We start from the raw sequence: 17,178 nt of genomic DNA, 5'->3' as shown, positions 1-17,178 counted from the left end.
AGGGTCAGACGTTGAACAGGAAGTTCAGCACGTCGCCGTCCTTGACGACGTAGTCCTTGCCTTCCGCGCGCATCTTGCCGGCGTCCTTCGCGGCCTGTTCACCCTTGAACTGGATGAAGTCGTCGAAGGCGATCGTCTGCGCGCGGATGAAGCCGCGCTCGAAGTCGGTGTGGATCACGCCGGCCGCCTGCGGCGCCGTGTCGCCGACGTGGATGGTCCACGCGCGCACTTCCTTCACGCCCGCCGTGAAGTAGGTCTGCAGGCCCAGCAGCTTGAAGCCGGCGCGGATCAGGCGGTTCAGACCCGGCTCGTCCTGGCCCATCTCGGCCAGGAACATCGCGCGGTCCTCGTCTTCCATCTCCGACAGCTCGGCCTCGGTCTTGGCGCAGATCGCCACCACCGGCGCGTTCTGGCCCGCCGCGTACTCCTTCAGGCGGTCCAGGAACGGGTTGTTCTCGAAACCGTCTTCCGCCACGTTGCCCACGAACATCGCCGGCTTGGCCGTGATCAGGCACAGCGGCTTCAGGATGACCAGCTCTTCCTTGCTGAAGTCGATCGAGCGCACCGGCCTGGCCTGGTCCAGCGCGACCTGGCACTTCTCCAGCACCTTCACCAGCGCCGCCGCGTCCTTGTCGCCGGCGCGCGCCACCTTGTTGTAGCGGTGCAGGCTCTTCTCCACCGTCCCCAGGTCGGCCAGGCACAGCTCGGTCTGGATCACCTCGATGTCGGAGATCGGGTCCACCTTGCCGTTGACGTGGATCACGTTCGGATCCTCGAAGCAGCGCACCACGTTCACGATCGCGTCGGTCTCGCGGATGTGCGACAGGAACTGGTTGCCCAGGCCTTCACCCTTGGACGCCCCCGCCACCAGACCCGCGATGTCCACGAACTCGACGATCGCCGGCACGATGCGCTCCGGCTTCACGATCTCGGCCAGCTTCCCCAGGCGCGGATCGGGCAGCTCGACGATGCCCACGTTCGGCTCGATCGTGCAGAAGGGATAGTTCTCGGCGGCGATGCCGGCCTTGGTCAGCGCGTTGAAGAGGGTGGACTTGCCGACATTGGGCAGGCCCACGATGCCGCATTTGAGGCTCATGGTTGGCTTTCGGGGGAAATGCTGGGGGAATGCTGGGGCTGTACGGACCTGCGGCAGCGCGCGGGCGAAACCGGCATTTTAGTCAACCGCCGGTCCGGGCGCCGTGCGCCGCCTGGAAGACCGGTCGGGACCGCCCCATCGCCCCTGCCTACAATCGTCCTCCATGGAAAAGTTCGACGTCCTGGTGCGCGGCAACGGCTGCGTCGGTCGCAGTCTGGCGCTGGCGCTCGGCGCCCGCGGCCTGCGCGTGGCGCTGCTCGCCCGGCCGACCGCCTCCCCATCCTCCTCCGCGGACGTGCGCGCCTACGCGCTCAATGCCGCGTCCGTCGCGCTGCTCGGCCGGCTGCGCGTGTGGGAGGGCCTGGCCGAGGACGCCCGCACCCCCGTGCACGACATGCGCATCCACGGCGACCGCGCCGGCGCCGAGTTGCATTTCAGCGCCTGGCAGCAGGGCGCCGGCGAACTCGCCCACATCGTCGACGCGGCCGCGCTGGAGGACCAGCTCGACGCCGCGCTGCGCTTCGCCCCGCACGTGCAGCGCGTGACCGAGCCGGTCCCCGCCACGTTGCGGGCCCTGTGCGAAGGCCGCGACACCGGCGCGGCGCAGGAATTCGGCGTGCATTACGAGCGTCACGACTACGGCCACCTGGGCGTCGCCACCCGGCTCATCGCCAGCAAGCCGCACCAGGGTCAGGCCTGGCAGTGGTTCCGCTCGCCGGACGTGCTGGCGCTGCTGCCCTTCGACCGTCCCGAACCCGGCCACAGCTACGGCCTGGTCTGGTCGCTGCCCAAGGACGAGGCCCGCCGCCTGATGGCCGCCGGCCCGGCCGAATTCGAATCCGCGCTGCTCGAAGCGACCGGCGGGGCCGCCGGCACGCTCAAGCTCGCTGGCGAGCGTCAGGCCTGGCCGCTGCAGCTGTGCCGCGCCGACGCGCTGTGCGGCCCCGGCTGGGTGCTGCTCGGCGACGCCGCCCACCTCGTTCACCCGCTGGCCGGGCAGGGCCTGAACCTCGGCCTGGCCGATGTCGAGGCCTTGGTCGACGTCATCGTCCGTCGCGAATCCTGGCGCAGCCTCGGCGACGAGAAGCTGCTGCGCCGCTACGCCCGCGCCCGCGTCGCCCCGACCTGGGCGATGGGGGAACTGACCGACGGCCTGCTGCGCGGCTTCGCCAGCCAGGCCCCCGTCCTGGCCCGGCTCCGCAATGATGGCCTGCGCCTGGTCGACCGCGCGGGCCCGCTCAAGAAGTGGCTCACGGCGCGCGCGCTCGGCCAATGAACGGCCTGGTCCGTTCACCCTGAAGTCCCTTGAAAGTCCCCATGACCGCATTGCCGTCCAAGTCCTTGTCCCGGGTCTCCCGCGTCTCCCGCTTCTCCCGCAAGAGCCTGCCCCTCGTGGCGTCGCTGGCCGCGCTCGGCCTGTACGGCTGCTCCGCGCAGGCCAACGAGGACACCATCCGCAAGAACCTCGCGACGATGATGCCCAAGGAGATCAAGATCGACGAGGTCCGTCCCAGCCCCATCGCCGGGCTGTGGGAGGTCCGCATCGGCAGCGAGATCCGCTACACCGACGCCAGCGGCCAGTACCTCGTCGAGGGCGAGATCCTCGACCTCAAGAACCGCAAGAACGTCACCCAGGAACGCATCGAGAAGCTCACCGCGATCGACTTCGCCTCGCTGCCGCTCAAGGATGCGATCGTCTGGAAGAAGGGCGACGGCAAGCGCCGCATCGCCGTCTTCGCCGACCCGAACTGCGGCTATTGCAAGCGCTTCGAGAAGTCGCTGCAGGACGTCGACAACATCACCGTCTACACCTTCGTGATCCCCATCCTCGGCGGCGACTCGCCGGAGAAGTCGCGGACCGTGTGGTGCGCCAAGGACAACACGGTCGCCTGGCGCAACTGGATGATCGACGGCGCGATGGCGGGCCCGGCCGACGCGAAGTGCGACAGCTCCGCCATCCAGCGCAACCTGGCGCTGAGCCAGAAGATCCGCGTCAACGGCACGCCGGCCATCCTGTTCGAGAACGGCACCCGCGCCCCGGGCGCGATCAGTCCGCAGCAGCTCGAGCAACGCTTCCAGGCGATCCAGGAAGCGGACAAGACCCAGAAGAAATCCTGATCCCGCCGAAGAAGTCCTGATCCCGATTGATCCCCATGAGCGACCGCACGCCCCATCACGCCGCCCCGGTACATGCCGCCTCGGCCTCCGTCAACCCGATCGCCGCGCGACTGGGCTATGCCGGCCTGATCCCCTTCGTGCTCGGTGCGGTGCTGGTCTGGCTGGTGCGGGAGGACGCGCACCCCTACGTCACCGACGGGCTGTCGCGCTACGCCGCCATCGTGATCACGTTCCTGGGGGCGATCCACTGGGGCCTGGGCATGCGCCAGAGCATCCCGTCGCCCACCCCGTTCATCTGGGGCATCGTGCCCGCGGTGCTGGCCTGGATCGCCTCGACGATGCCGCCCTATGCCGGCCTGGTCATCGAGGGCTTCCTGCTGATCGCCTGCTACTTCGCCGACCGCAAGCTGTACCCGTCGCTGGGCGCCTCGCCGTGGCTGACGCTGCGCTTCCGGCTGAGCGCCGTGGCCGCGCTCAGCTGCTTCATCGCCGCGCAAGGCACCTGAGCCTTCTCGACGCCCGCACGGGCGTCGATCCGGACGAACCCTGGTGCGGGTCTCCTGAACGAGAACCGCCCAAAAACGCGCACAGCCCGCACCACGCGCGGGCCAGCCTTGGTAGGCTGTTCCCCATGACCGCTCGCCCCACGATCCATTACCGCATCGCCGTCGCCGACCCGCATGCGCATCGCTTCGAGGTCACGCTGACCGTGCCGGCCCCGGAGCCGCGCCAGGCCCTGAGCCTGCCGGTGTGGATCCCGGGCAGCTACCTGGTGCGGGAGTTCTCGCGTCACCTCGGCGCCGTCACGGCGCGCCAGGGGCAGCGCGAGGTGCTGGTCACGCAGACGGCGAAGAACCGCTGGGAATTCGACTGCGCCGGCCGCGGGGCGCTGGTCATCAGCTATCCCGTCTACGCCTTCGACACGTCCGTGCGTGCCGCCTTCCTGGACGCGCAGCGCGGCTTCTTCAACGCGACCAGCCTGTGCCTGCGCGCGCACGGCAAGGACGACCTGCCGCATCGCGTCGAGCTCACCGGCCTGCCGCTGGGCTGGGACGTCGCCACGGCGATGGCGCCGGTCGAGGACGCGCCGCTGCAGTTCGAGGCCGCCGACTACGACGAGCTGGCCGACCATCCGTTCGAACTGGGGCCGTTCTGGCGCGGCGAATTCGTCGCCGGCGGCGTGCCGCACGAGTTGGTCGTGTCCGGCGCCTTGCCGATCTTCGACGGCGAGCGTCTGCTGCGCGACGCGCAGAAGATCTGCGAGACGCAGATCGCCTTCTGGCACTGCGGCAAGAGCAAGCCGCCGATGTCGCGCTACGTCTTCCTGCTGAACTGCACCGACGACGGCTACGGCGGCCTGGAGCACCGCGCCAGCACCGCGCTGATCGCGGCGCGGCGCGACCTGCCGCGGCTGGGCCAGTCCGAGACCAGCGACGGCTACGTCAAGCTGCTGGGCCTGATCAGCCACGAGTACTTCCATACCTGGAACGTCAAGCGGCTGCGGCCGGACGTGTTCGAACGCTACGACTACGAGCAGGAGAACTACACCGAGCTGCTGTGGTTCTTCGAGGGCTTCACCTCGTACTACGACGACCTCTTCCTGGTCCGCGCCGGCCTGATCGACGAGGCCCGCTACCTGAAGCTGATCGCCAACACCCTGACGCAGGTGCTGGGCGCGCCCGGGCGCAAGCACCAGAGCGTGGCGCGGTCCAGCCTCGAGGCCTGGACCAAGTACTACCGCCAGGACGAGAACACGCCCAACGCGGTCGTCAGCTACTACGCCAAGGGGTCGATGGTGGCGCTGGCGCTCGACCTGTCGCTGCGCGGCGCGGAGAAGTGCGAGAAGCCGCAGTCGGTGGACGACCTGATGCGCGGCCTCTGGAAGGACACGGGCGGCGGTCCGGTCAGCGAGGCGAAGATCCTGCAGAAGCTCGTCGACATCGGCGGCGAGGCGGTCGCGCAGACGCTGTCGACCTGGGTGCATGGCACCGAGGACCTGCCGCTGCCCCAGCTGCTGGAACGTGTCGGCGTGCGCTGGTGCCTGGACAAGCCGACGCTGGCGCAGCGCCTGGGCCTGCGGGTGACGGAGAACGACGGCATCGTGACGGTCAAGAACGTGCTGCTCGACGGCGCCGGGCTGTCCGCGGGGCTGAGCGCGGGCGACGAGATCGTCGCCTGCAACGGCTGGCGCGTGCGCAAGCTCGAGGACCTGCCGCTGACGCTGAACCACATCGACCCGCAACGGCTGGAACTGCTGGTGACGCGTGACCAGCGGATGCTGACGCTCGCGCTGACGCTGCCGACGCAGGACAGCGCCGCGCGGCCGGTCTGCCTGGGTCTGCTCGACAAGGCGCCCGCGCGTGCGCAAAGCCTGCGGCGCGCATGGCTGGGTGGCTGAGACGGCGGCTCGCCCTCGAGATCCGGCAGATCCAGCACGCCGGACGGGTGGTCGGCCGCGGGCTGTCCGCAACGGCCAGGGGTGCGGCGGCCCTCGCGACGCGCCTGGCCGATCCGCGTCGCTGGCGCGACGCGGCGGCCCGCGTCCGCCGGCACCACGTGGCATTGGCGGGACTCACGGCGGCGGTGGTCGCCGCCCATCTCTGGCTGCTGAGCGGCGCCCGAGACCTCCACGATCAATGGATGCCCGACACGCCGGAACCGGAGCGGCTGCAGGCCGCCTTCGTCCGGGAACTCGCACCGGCGCCACCGCCGGCGCCGTCGACCACGCCGCCGAAGGACGAGCCGCCGGGCACGCCGCAACGCCGCATCGAATCGATGCCGGCGCTCGGCGAGGACCGGCGCCGCTGCCGCCCGATCCCGCCGCCAGCGAGCCGCCGCCTGAACTGCAGGCGCTGGCGATGCCGCCGGCGCTGGCGGTCTCGGACGCGGTCGGCGAATGGACGCCGGGGATCGAGTGGCCGCTGTCGACGGAGCTCGAGTACAAGCTCACCGGTGATTTCCGCGGTGCCATTCATGGCGATGCCCGCGTGCAATGGCTGCGCGACGGCGCGCACTATCAGGTCCACCTCGAAGCCTGGATCGGTCCGAAGATCGCGCCGCTGATGTCGCGCCGGATGAGCAGCGACGGCGACATCACGCCCCTGGGCCTGGCACCGAAGCGCTTCGACGAGGTGACCGGCGGGCTCGCGGGCGGGAAGCGCCAGACGACGATGCTCTTCGATCTCGGCGGCGTGCGCCTGGCCGATGGTCGTCGCGAGCCGGTGCCCGACGGCACGCAGGACGCGGCCAGCCAGTTCGTGCAGTTCACCTGGCTGTTCCTGACCGGCCGGCAGGCGGCGCAGGGCGACGTGCTGATCCAGCAGCCGCTGGCGCTGCCGCGCCATGTGCATCTCTGGCGCTACAAGATCAGGGACCTGGAGGACGTCGCGACGCCGCTGGGGACCATCCCGGCGTGGCACGTGGACTCCGACATGTCCGACACGCGCGGCGACATGCAGGCGGAGTTCTGGCTGGCGCCGTCGCTGCAGTACCTGCCGGTGCGGGTGCGGATCTGGCAGAACCGGCCACAGGATCCGCGCACGCACATCGACCTGGTGCTGAAGGCGCCGCCGAAGCAGGCGCAGGCGCCGGCCGCCCCGGCCTCCGCCGCAGGCCCCTGAGCGTCCCGGAGCCGCGGACATCGCCGTCCGCGGGCGCCCCTATAGTTGCCGCCATTCCAGTTCAAGGAGACATCCCATGATCCCAGCCCTGACCGGCGTGACGTTCGAGAACATCCTGGTGGAGGTGGCCGGCACGGGCGACCGCAAGACCGGCGTGATCCGCCTGAACCGCCCCAAGCAGCTGAATGCGCTGAGCGACCCGCTGATGGACGAACTGGGCCGCGCGCTGCTGGCCTTCGACGCGGACGAGGGCATCGGCTGCATCGTGCTGACCGGCAGCGAGCGCGCCTTCGCGGCGGGCGCGGACATCCCGACGATGGCGCCGCACACCTTCATCTCGGCGTTCAAGAGCGGGCTGATCTCCAAGAACTGGGAGACCATCCTGCAGGTGCGCAAGCCGGTGATCGGCGCGGTGGCAGGTTTTGCGCTGGGCGGCGGCTGCGAGCTGGCGATGATGTGCGACTTCCTGATCGCGGCGGACACGGCGCGTTTCGGCCAGCCGGAGATCAAGCTGGGCATCGTCCCCGGCGCGGGCGGCACGCAGCGCCTGCCGCGCGCGGTCAGCAAGAGCAAGGCGATGGACATGCTGCTGACGGCCCGCATGATGGACGCGGTCGAGGCGGAGCGCGCCGGGCTGGTGTCGCGCGTGGTGCCGGCCGATCAGCTGATGACCGAGGCGCTGGCCGCAGCGGAGACGATCAACGGCTTCAGCGGCCCGTCGACGATGCTGATCAAGGAACTGGTCAACCTGGCCTACCAAGGGCCGCTGACCGACGGCGTCGCGATCGAGCGCCGCTACTTCCACGCGCTGTTCGGCTCCGACGACCAGCGCGAGGGCATGGACGCGTTCCTGGCGAAGCGGGCGCCGGTGTTCAAGCACAGCTGAACCATTCGCCGCAGGAGCACTGGGGTGGCCCCTCTCCCGCACCGCGGGAGAGGGTGGAAGTGAGGGCCAGCGGCCTCGGCAGTCCACCTCATTCCCGGCCCTGATTGAAACAATCCTTGACCCCGATCGGTGTACGCTGAGTTACCGGTTGGGGGATTGTTGACAATCCGTGAACGGATCTTTCCAGATTGCCTAGTGTTTCCCCTAGGCGCTGGCGCCTAGAGTTCAACCCATGGACGACGCGGAGTGCGGAGTCCGGTGCAACGAACCGCTAGGAGCCCGCCATGAACACCTTCATCAAGACCACCCTGATCGCCGCCACCTTCCTGACCGCCGGCGCCACCTTCGCCGCCGAACCGGTCCAGAAGACCCGCGCCGAAGTCATCGCCGAGCTGCAAGCCGCCCGTGAATCCGGCGAACTGTCCGCGCTGACGTCCGAACAGGAAGGCGTCGGCTCGCTCGAGAACGGCATCAACGCGCCGACCTCGGCCCAGATCGCCGCCAAGAAGGCCGCGGTCAAGACCGCCGCCAAGAAGGGCGCCGCCACGGAAGGCAACTCGGCCAAGTAAGGCCCACGCTTCCCCCGAGACACTGCCGGACGCACCGGCCGGCCTGGGGGCCAGCAAGAAAAAGGACACCCGGAGGGTGTCCTTTTTGCGTTCGTGAGGCCAAGCGCGGGCACTCCACGGGGCAGGGGGCATCGCGTCCGCGAACCCCCAGCCCCATTCCGGCCCCACTCGCAGCCTTTGACTGCACGTTGAATGGGGTCAGGTGGTGCGCATCTGCTGCGCCTGGATCAGCTTTCGCGGCGCAGTGCCGGGAACAGGATCACGTCGCGGATCGAGGGACTGTCGGTGATCAGCATCATCAGGCGGTCGATGCCGATGCCGCACCCGCCGGTCGGCGGCATGCCGTACTCCAGGGCACGGATGAAGTCGGCGTCGAAGAACATCGCCTCCTCGTCGCCCGCATCCTTGTTGGCGACCTGCGACTGGAAGCGCGCGGCCTGGTCCTCGGCATCGTTCAGCTCGGAGAAGCCGTTGGCATACTCGCGGCCGGTGATGAAGAGCTCGAAACGCTCGGTGATGGTCGGGTCCGCATCCGACGCACGCGCCAGCGGCGAGACCTCGACCGGGTAGTCGACGATGAAGGTCGGCTCCCAGAGCTTCTCCTCGACCGCCGCCTCGAACAGGCCGAACTGCAGCGCCGACAGGCCCCAGTGCTTCGGCGCTTCCTCGCCCAGTTCCTTGAGCTTGGCGCGCAGCACCTCGGCGTCATCGGCCTCGGCTTCGGTCACGCCCGCATGCACGATCAGCGACTGGCGCACCGACAGGCGCGTGAACGGCTTCTCCAGGTCGACCGGCTTGCCGGCGTAGGTGACCTGGGCGCTGCCCGTGGCGGCACGCGCGGCGTGGCGGATCACCTCCTCGGTGAAGCTCATGACCTCCTGGTGGGTCCAGTAGGCCGCATAGAACTCCATCATCGTGAACTCGGGGTTGTGCCGGACGCTGATCCCCTCGTTGCGGAAGTTGCGGTTGATCTCGAAGACGCGTTCGAAACCGCCCACCACCAGGCGCTTCAGGTAGAGCTCCGGCGCGATGCGCAGGTACATCTCCTGGTCGAGCGCGTTGTGGTGCGTGATGAAGGGCTTGGCGTTCGCGCCGCCCGGGATCGGGTGCAGCATCGGCGTCTCGACTTCCAGGAAGCCGTTCTCGACCATGTACGAACGGATCGAGGACACGGCCTTGGACCGCGCCACGAAACGGTCGCGTGCCTTGCCGTCGGAGATCAGGTCGGCGTAGCGCTGGCGGTACTTCTGCTCCTGGTCGGCCATGCCGTGGAACTTGTCCGGCAGCGGGCGCAGCGACTTGGTCAGCAGGCGCAGGGTCGTGACCTTGATCGAGAGTTCGCCGGTGCGGGTGCGGAAGAGCGTGCCCTCCGCGCCCAGGATGTCGCCCAGGTCGAAGTGCTTGAAGTCGGTGTAGACCTCTTCGCCCAGCGCGTCCTTCGACAGGAACAGCTGGATCGCGCCGGTGGCGTCCTGCAGCGTGGCGAAGCTGGCCTTGCCCATGATGCGCTTGAGCATCATGCGGCCGGCCACCGTCACCGCGACGGCCTGCGGCTCGAGTTCCTCGTTGGGGAGCTCGCCGTACTGCGCCTGCAGCGGCTGCGCGCGGTGCTGCGGCTTGAAGTCGTTGGGGAAGGCCGCGACCCCCTTGGCCTTGGCTTTCTCGCGGACGGCGGCGAGTTTCTCGCGGCGTTCGGCGATCAGCTTGTTCTCGTCTTGGGCGGGCGCCGGCGTGTCGGTGCCGGTCTGGGGGTCTTGGGGCTGGCTCATCGTGGGCTGCAAAAAAGGCAGGGGGCGATTTTAGGCTCTTAAAATCACGCCCCATGCCTCAGTTCCCCATCCTGGACCGCCCGGTCCGCGTCGCCCTGGTCGGTTGCGGCCGAATTTCGAAGAACCACGTCGACGCGCTGACCCGGCATCAGGGCCGCGCGGAGCTGGTCGCCGTCTGCGACACGCGCCCCGAGGCGGTGCAGGCCGCGCTGGCCCAGACCGGCCTGCCCGCGGACCGCGGCTTCGCCTCGCTGGACGCGCTGCTGGCGGGCTCGGACGCCGACCTGATCGTGCTGTCCACCCCCAGCGGGCTGCATGCGCAGCAGGCCATCGCCTGCGCCCAGGCCGGCCGCCATGTGCTCAGCGAGAAGCCGATGGCGACCAAGTTCGAGGAGGGCCAGGCCATGGTCCGCGCCTGCCGCGACGCGGGCGTGAAGCTCTTCGTCGTCAAGCAGAACCGCCTGAACGCGACCGTGCAGCTGGTCAAGAAGGCGCTGGACGAGGGCCGCTTCGGCCGCATCTTCATGAGCACGGTCAACGTGTTCTGGACCCGCCCGCAGAGCTATTACGACGCCGCCCGCTGGCGCGGCCGCTGGGACATGGACGGCGGCGCCTTCATGAACCAGGCCAGCCACTACGTCGACCTGCTGGATTGGCTGGTGGGCCCGGTGGACAACGTCCACGCCTACACCGCCACGCTGGCCCGCGACATCGAGGCCGAGGACACCGGCGTGCTGGCCCTGCGCCTGCGCCACGGCGGCCTGGCCAGCATCAACGTGACGATGCTGACCTATCCGCAGAACCTGGAAGGCTCGATCACCATCCTCGGCGAGAAGGGCACGGTCAAGATCGGCGGCACCGCCGTCAACAAGATCGAGCACTGGACCTTCGACACGCCGCATCCCGACGACGAACTGGTGAAGAACGCCAGCTACGAGACGACCAGCGTCTACGGCTTCGGCCACGCCGCCTACTACGACAACGTCATCCAGACGCTGCGCGGCGAGGCGCAGGCCCAGGTCGACGGCTACGAGGGCCTGCGCTCGCTGGAGCTGCTGATCGCCGCCTACCGCAGCGCCCGCGACGGCCAGCGCGTCGGCCTGCCGCTGGTGTTCTGACATGAGCTTCTGGCAACACGCCTCGGCGGTCGTCGACGACGGCGCCCAGCTCGGCGACGGCACCAAGGTCTGGCACTTCAGCCACGTGTGCGCCGGCGCGCGCGTCGGCGACGGGTGCTCGCTGGGGCAGGGCGTGTACGTCGGCAACGACGTGACGATCGGCCGCAACGTGAAGATCCAGAACAACGTGTCGGTCTACGACGCGGTGACGCTGGAGGACGACGTCTTCTGCGGCCCGTCCATGGTCTTCACCAACGTCTACAACCCGCGCTCGGCGGTGCCGCGCAAGAGCGAGTACCGCCGCACGCTGGTCAAGCGCGGCGCGACGCTGGGCGCGAACTGCACCGTCGTCTGCGGCGCGACGATCGGCGAGTACGCCTTCGTCGGCGCCGGCGCCGTGGTCAAGGGCGACGTGAAGCCGTACGCGCTGATGGTCGGCGTGCCGGCCCGCCAGATCGGCTGGATGAGCCGCCACGGCGAGAAGCTCGATCTGCCGGTCGACGGCCACGGCCGCGCGACCTGCCCCGCAGGCGGCGATCTCTATGAACTCGACGGCCAGACGCTGACGCTGGTCAAGACCCAGGATCCCGCGCCATGAGCCTTCCCTTCATCGACCTCAAGGCCCAGTACGCCGCGCTGAAGACGACGATCGACGCGCGCATCCAGCGTGTGCTGGACCACGGCCAGTACATCATGGGCCCGGAGGTCAAGGAGCTGGAGACCGCGCTCGCGGCCTACGTCGGCGCGAAGCACTGCATCACCGTCGCCAGCGGCACCGAGGCGCTGCTGATCGCGCTGATGGCGCTGGACCTGCAGCCCGGTGACGAGGTCATCACGACGCCCTTCACCTTCGCCGCGACGGTCGAGACCATCGTGCTGCTGGGCGGCGTGCCGGTGCTGGTCGACATCGAGCCCGACAGCTGCAACCTCGACGCGACCCTGATCGAGGCCGCCATCACGCCGCGCACGAAGGCGATCATGCCGGTGAGCCTGTACGGCCAGGTCTGCGACATGGACGCGATCAATGCGGTCGCGGCGAAGCACGGGAACATCCCCGTGATCGAAGACGCCGCGCAGAGCTTCGGCGCCTCCTACAAGGGGAAGAAGAGCTGCGGCCTGTCGACCTGGGGTGCGACCAGCTTCTTCCCGAGCAAGCCGCTGGGCTGCTACGGCGACGGCGGCGCGCTGTTCACCGACGACGACGCGCTGGCGCAGGCCGCGCGCGAGATCCGCGTGCACGGCCAGAGCCAGCGCTACACGCACACACGGGTGGGCGTCGGCGGCCGCATGGACACGCTGCAGTGCGCGGTGGTGCTGGGCAAGCTGGAACGCTTCGACTGGGAGATCGCGCAGCGCCTGGCGATCGGTGAGCGCTACCAGCGCCTGATCGCCGGGCTGCCGCTGCAGCGCCTGGCGGTGCGCGAGGACCGCGATTGCGTCTGGGCGCAGTTCACCGTGCAGGTGGACCGCCGCGACGCGGTGCTGGAAGCGCTGAAGCAGGCCGGCATCCCGACCGCGGTCCATTACCCGAAGCCGCTGCACCGCCAGCCGGCCTACGAGCAGCGCTGCCGCGCCGCGACGCCGCTGCCGAACTCGGAAGCCGCCGCTCAGCGCGTGATGAGCCTGCCCATGAGCCCCGACCTGAGCGAGGCGCAGCAGGACCAGGTCGTGGCCGCGCTGCGGGCTGCGTTGACCTGACCGCCCCGATGCTGATCGGCTACACGCTGGATGCGGTGCGCGCCCGGATGCGCGCGCGGGTCGCGGCGTGGCTGGGACTGGACGTGGGCGTGCGCGCGCAGATCCACCCCGGCGCGCGCGTGCGTTGCGGCGCGGGCAGCGTGCTGGGCGCGGGATCGATCCTGTACCGCGACGTCCAGGTCCTCGCCACCGGCGAGGGCCGTTTCACGATCGGCGCGCGCAGCCGCATCGCCCCCGGCGGTTATCTGCTGGTCGGCGACCAGGCCCTGTCGATCGGCGACGACGTCGCCATCGGTCCCGGCCTGATGCTGTTCTGCGAATCCAACGCCGTGACGGCCGCGGGCCTGTTCCGCGACCACTACCGGCGCGGCGAGATCCGCATCGGCAGCAACGTGTTCATCGGTGCCCGCGTGACGGTGCTGCCCGGCAGCTTCATCGACGACGGCGTCGTCGTCGCGGCGCATGCGGTGGTGCGCGGCCACCTGCCCAGCGGCTGGGTCTACGGCGGCGTGCCGGCGCGTCCGCTCCACCGGATCGACGGGGCCCGTCCGCCGTCGACCGGCCCGTGAAGGGTCATGTCGCCGGCGCGCTGCGCTGGCGCGACCTGCCCGGGGCGCTCCTGCACTGGCTCCGCCGCGGCGAGGCCGGCGTGGAGGACTTCCGCGCCGCGTTCGCCCGTTCCCTCGGCCTCGATCCGGCGGAGGTCGGGGAGGTCCGCCTCTTCGGCACGGGACGCGCGGCGCTGCACGCGTTCGTCGCGTCGCTGGACCTGCCGATCGGCTCGGAGGTGCTGCTGCCGGGCTACACCTGCGTCGTCGTGCCCAACGTGTTCATGCACCTCGGGCTCGCGGTGCGCTACGTCGACATCGCCCGGGACGACTTCAACCCGACGCCCGACGCCCTCTCCAACGAGATGTCCCCGGACACCCGGCTCGTCGTCGTGCCGCACAACTTCGGTCTCGTCACCGAGGGCCTGGACGCGCTGCGGGCGAAGCATCCGGACGTCGTGTTCGTCGAGGACGCGGCCCACGCCTGGGGCAGCACCGACGCGATCGGCCGCACCGTCGGCACGCTGGGGCACGCGGCCTTCTTCAGCTTCGAGTATTCGAAGCCGCTGACCACCGGCATCGGCGGGGCGCTGGTGATCCACGATCCCGCATCGCGCGCGCGTTTCGCGGCGCGCATGCCCGCGCTGCGCTCGCCAGCGGCATCGACCGTGGTCAAGCAGCTGCTGACCCTGTGCTGGCACCGCCTGACGATGAGCCTGCCGCGCCCGGCGCTGCGCGCGCTGGTCGCGCTGCTGCGCGCGCCGTCGCGGATGCTGGGCGTCGTCGCGAAGACGCCCGACAGCGAGGTCGCCGGCGAGACGGCGCCCGACTACCGCGCCGGCCTGCATCCGCTGAGCGCGGCGGTCGGGCTGATGCAGGCGCGACGCTGCGACGAGCTGCAGGCGATGCGCCGCGCGCAGGCCCAGGACTACGACGCGCTGCTGGCGAACCTGCCGGGCTGGGAGTGGCCCGTGCGCGCGCCCGGTGCCGTGCTGCTGCGTTATCCGGTGCTGCTGCCGGATGCCGCGACGCGCGACGCGGCGATCGCGGCGCTCGAGGACGCCGGCATCGTCGGCGGCACCTGGTTCGACGACGTCGTCCATCCGCGCGGCAGCCGGCGCTTCGGTTACGCCGAGGGCGAGTGCCCGAACGGCGAGCGCGCCGCCCGCACCGTGCTCAACCTGCCGCTGGGACGCCATGCACGGCTTCGCCCGTCGCAACGCGCCGACCTGCGCGCGATCGCGGAGCGTCACGGGGGCAAGGTCCGATGACCGTCCGCCGCCGCTTCGCCCAGCTCGCCGGCGCGTCGATGTTCACGCAGGCGATCCCGATGCTGATCGCGCCGCTGCTGACGCGCTGGTACGGCGCGGAGGCGCTCGGCCACTGGGCGCTGTTCGTGGCGCTGGCCGCGAACCTCGCGACGATCGCCAACGCGCGCTACGAGTTCGCCATCGTCCTGCCCCGCCGCGACGGCGAGGCGGCGCTGGTGCTGCAGCTGGCGCTGTGGATCGCGCTCGGCATGGGCCTGCTCACGGCGGTCGGCGCCACGGGCTGGCACCTGGTGATGGCGCATCACGCGAAGCTGGGCGGGCGCTGGGTGGCGCTCGACCAGCTGGACCCCTGGCTGCTGATGCTCGCCCCGGTGGTCGCGCTGGCCGGCATGCAGCAGGCGCTGAGCCTGTGGAACAACCGCCAGGGCCGCATCGACGTGATCGCCCAGGCCCGCGTGCTGCAGCAGACGGTGATGGCCGCCGCCCAGGCCGCGGCCGCGCTGGGCGGTTTCGCCGGTGTCGCGGCGCTGGTGCTGTCGCAGAGCCTGGCCGCGTTGCTCGCGCCGCTGTGGCTGCTGCGGCGCGGGGCCCGCTGGCGCCGTGCGACACGGTTGGACCGGGCCGGCAAGACCTGGCACTGGCGCCATCTGCGGCGCCTGGCCTGGCGCTACAAGCAGTTCCCGTTGCTGAACAGCCCGCATGCCTTCGTCAACGCGGCGCAGGAGACCCTGGTGCTCGCGATGATCGCCGCCTGGGCCGACGCTGCGACGGCGGGGTACTACGCGCTGATGGTGCGCCTCGTGAAGGCGCCGGCGACGCTGGTCGGCGGCGCGCTGTCCGAGGCGCTGCTGGGCGAGCTCGCCCGCGACTGGCAGCGTGGTGTCGACCTCCGTCCACGGCTGTTGCGCGGCATCCGGCTGCTGGCGCTGGTCGCGCTGCCCTGCATGGTCGTGCTGATCGCGATCGGGCCGGCGCTGTTCGGCTGGCTGCTGGGCGAAGACTGGGCCCGTGCCGGCGAGTATGGCCGCTGGCTGGCCCCGTACGTCGCGGCGCATTTCATCGCGGCGCCGCTGACGGTCACACCCATGGTCACCGGCCGCCAGCGCGGCGCGCTGGTCTTCAGCCTGGTCGGCAACGCGCTGTATGTGCTGCCGGTCGCGCTGGTGCTGAGTACCGGCGGTGCGCTGACGACGGCGCTGGCCGCCATCGCGGTGCTGCTGCCGGTTTATTTCGCGATCTATCTGGCGTGGCTGGTGCGCGGTTCCGCGCCGCGTCCTGCCCTGCACGGAGCCCCTGCATGAGACTGGTCCTGATCGGTGACGGCGAGAGCCCCCACCTCCTGAAATGGGCGCGCGCGCTGTCGCAGCAGCGCGAGCTCGAACTGTGGGCCGCGTCCACGCGCGGCTTCGCGCCGGAGTTCCAGTTCCTGATCCCGGAAGACCGCCGCCTCGCGCTGAACACCGATCCCGCGCATGCCGGCGGCAACATCTCGGTGCTCCGGCAGCTGCCGGCGCTGGGCGCGTGGCTGAAGCGGGTCGACGCCGACTGGCTGCACGCGCACTACCTGACCTCGCACGGCACGCTGGCCTGGGCGGCACGCCGCGGCTGGAAGCTGCGCGCGAAGATCGCCGGCTCCGCCTGGGGCAGCGACATCCTCGTCGCGCCCGAGCAGGGCTGGGCCTACCGCTGGCTGACGACGCAGGTGCTGAAGGCCTGCACGATCACGACCTCCGACTCCGAACACATGAGCGCCCGCATGCGCGAGCTGGGCGCGGCCGAGGTGATGACCTTCCCGTTCGGGCTGGAACAGCTCCCGAAGCAGAACGTCCGCAAGCAGCCCTGGCTCTTCTACGCCAACCGCGGGCTGGAGCCGATCTACCGGCCGCATCGCGTGATCGAGGTCTTCGCCGCGATCGCCGCGAAGCAGCCCGAGGCCCGTCTGGTCGTTGCCAACGACGGCTCCCTGCGCGACGCGATGGAAGCGCAGGTGGCGTCGCTCGGCCTGGCGGACCGCGTCGAGTTCGTCGGGCGCCTGGATGCGACCTCGCAAGGGCGCCGCTATGCGCCGGCGCGCTGGTTCCTCAGCCTGCCTCAGAGCGACTCGGTGTCCGTGTCCGTGCTCGAGGCGATGGCGCATGAATGCCTGCCCATCCTGTCCGACCTGCCCGCCAACGACGAGGTGCTCGGCACCGGCGGCACCGGCAGCGTCGACGCGGCGATGCATCCCAACGTCAAGCTGCTGGGCCGGCACGGCCTGATCCTGAAGGACGGTGACGACCTGACGACACTGGCCGACCGGCTGCAGCTGATGGTCGGCCAGAGCGACGTCGCGGGCCATTCGGTCGACGCCGACCGCCTCGGCGCCGCGAATCGCGCCTGGGTCGCCGAGCACGCGATGTTCGCCCCCGCCGTCAAGAATTTCATCGAGCGCCTGAAGCGCCTCTGAGCCGCGCCCTTCAAGCCTTCCGCGTCCTTCGAGCCGACC

The 17,178-nt window shown here is 70.3% G+C and carries 16 protein-coding genes; 14 read left to right on the top strand and 2 right to left on the bottom strand.

What is annotated here, in order from left to right; genetic code table 11:
- Window positions 1–4 precede the first annotated feature (4 nt).
- Window positions 5–1,096 carry a redox-regulated ATPase YchF gene (gene ychF / locus ACQ86G_RS02270; protein ID WP_431259124.1) on the bottom strand — a complete coding sequence of 364 codons (1,092 nt, stop codon included), beginning with the start codon at window positions 1,094–1,096 and terminating at the stop codon, window positions 5–7.
- 163 nt (window positions 1,097–1,259) lie between these two features.
- Here ychF and ACQ86G_RS02265 point away from each other — a divergent pair, with 163 nt between their 5' ends.
- From ACQ86G_RS02265 to ACQ86G_RS02235, 7 genes are all read left to right on the top strand, one after another.
- Complete coding sequence (locus ACQ86G_RS02265) at window positions 1,260–2,372, top strand: FAD-dependent monooxygenase (protein WP_431259123.1); 1,113 nt, start codon at window positions 1,260–1,262, stop codon at window positions 2,370–2,372.
- A gap of 41 nt (window positions 2,373–2,413) precedes the next feature.
- Window positions 2,414–3,214 carry a DsbC family protein gene (locus ACQ86G_RS02260; RefSeq protein WP_431259122.1) on the top strand — a complete coding sequence of 267 codons (801 nt, stop codon included), beginning with the start codon at window positions 2,414–2,416 and terminating at the stop codon, window positions 3,212–3,214.
- Between the two features lie 35 nt (window positions 3,215–3,249).
- The gene (locus ACQ86G_RS02255) at window positions 3,250–3,720 is read left to right on the top strand and encodes a DUF3429 domain-containing protein (RefSeq protein WP_431259121.1); all 471 of its coding nucleotides are present in this window, start codon (window positions 3,250–3,252) and stop codon (window positions 3,718–3,720) included.
- A 125-nt stretch (window positions 3,721–3,845) separates the two neighbouring features.
- Entirely contained in the window at window positions 3,846–5,612 is a 1,767-nt protein-coding gene (locus ACQ86G_RS02250) for a M61 family metallopeptidase (protein WP_431259120.1), read from the top strand.
- 238 nt (window positions 5,613–5,850) lie between these two features.
- Window positions 5,851–6,834 (top strand): DUF3108 domain-containing protein, encoded by a 984-nt coding sequence (locus ACQ86G_RS02245; protein ID WP_431259119.1) that lies wholly within the window; start codon window positions 5,851–5,853, stop codon window positions 6,832–6,834.
- Window positions 6,835–6,910: 76 nt separating this feature from the next.
- On the top strand, window positions 6,911–7,720 hold the full coding sequence (locus ACQ86G_RS02240; protein WP_431259118.1) for an enoyl-CoA hydratase: 810 nt from the start codon (window positions 6,911–6,913) through the stop codon (window positions 7,718–7,720).
- 284 nt (window positions 7,721–8,004) lie between these two features.
- Window positions 8,005–8,289, top strand: a complete 285-nt coding sequence (locus ACQ86G_RS02235) for a DUF4148 domain-containing protein (RefSeq protein WP_431259117.1) — start codon at window positions 8,005–8,007, stop codon at window positions 8,287–8,289.
- A gap of 227 nt (window positions 8,290–8,516) precedes the next feature.
- On the opposite strand, the gene lysS is transcribed toward ACQ86G_RS02235, so the two are convergent.
- Window positions 8,517–10,058, bottom strand: a complete 1,542-nt coding sequence (gene lysS / locus ACQ86G_RS02230) for a lysine--tRNA ligase (protein WP_431259116.1) — start codon at window positions 10,056–10,058, stop codon at window positions 8,517–8,519.
- Window positions 10,059–10,111: 53 nt separating this feature from the next.
- Between lysS and ACQ86G_RS02225 the strand changes: the two genes are divergently transcribed.
- The 7 genes from ACQ86G_RS02225 to ACQ86G_RS02195 are packed head-to-tail and all read left to right on the top strand — an operon-like array spanning window position 10,112 to window position 17,139.
- Window positions 10,112–11,176 (top strand): Gfo/Idh/MocA family protein, encoded by a 1,065-nt coding sequence (locus tag ACQ86G_RS02225; RefSeq protein ID WP_431259115.1) that lies wholly within the window; start codon window positions 10,112–10,114, stop codon window positions 11,174–11,176.
- A gap of 1 nt (window position 11,177) precedes the next feature.
- Window positions 11,178–11,774, top strand: coding sequence for an acyltransferase (locus tag ACQ86G_RS02220; RefSeq protein ID WP_431259114.1), 597 nt, complete (start codon window positions 11,178–11,180; stop codon window positions 11,772–11,774).
- Window positions 11,771–12,874, top strand: coding sequence for a DegT/DnrJ/EryC1/StrS family aminotransferase (locus ACQ86G_RS02215; RefSeq protein ID WP_431259113.1), 1,104 nt, complete (start codon window positions 11,771–11,773; stop codon window positions 12,872–12,874). Before ACQ86G_RS02220 ends, ACQ86G_RS02215 begins: the two co-directional genes overlap by 4 nt.
- An 8-nt stretch (window positions 12,875–12,882) precedes the next feature.
- Window positions 12,883–13,443: an acyltransferase gene (locus tag ACQ86G_RS02210; RefSeq protein ID WP_431259112.1), complete on the top strand. Its 561-nt coding sequence runs from the start codon at window positions 12,883–12,885 to the stop codon at window positions 13,441–13,443.
- Window positions 13,440–14,693, top strand: a complete 1,254-nt coding sequence (locus ACQ86G_RS02205; RefSeq protein ID WP_431259111.1) for a DegT/DnrJ/EryC1/StrS family aminotransferase — start codon at window positions 13,440–13,442, stop codon at window positions 14,691–14,693. Before ACQ86G_RS02210 ends, ACQ86G_RS02205 begins: the two co-directional genes overlap by 4 nt.
- Entirely contained in the window at window positions 14,690–15,994 is a 1,305-nt protein-coding gene (locus ACQ86G_RS02200; protein WP_431259110.1) for a lipopolysaccharide biosynthesis protein, read from the top strand. Before ACQ86G_RS02205 ends, ACQ86G_RS02200 begins: the two co-directional genes overlap by 4 nt.
- Window positions 15,991–17,139 (top strand): glycosyltransferase, encoded by a 1,149-nt coding sequence (locus tag ACQ86G_RS02195; protein ID WP_431259109.1) that lies wholly within the window; start codon window positions 15,991–15,993, stop codon window positions 17,137–17,139. The genes ACQ86G_RS02200 and ACQ86G_RS02195 overlap by 4 nt, the downstream gene beginning before the upstream one ends.
- Window positions 17,140–17,178 lie beyond the last annotated feature (39 nt).

Source organism: Roseateles chitinivorans (assembly GCF_050632145.1).
GTDB classification, from domain to species: Bacteria; Pseudomonadota; Gammaproteobacteria; order Burkholderiales; family Burkholderiaceae_C; genus Roseateles; species Roseateles chitinivorans_B.
Note: the sequence above shows the minus strand (reverse complement) of the source record. Positions and strands in the feature narration are given on the sequence as shown.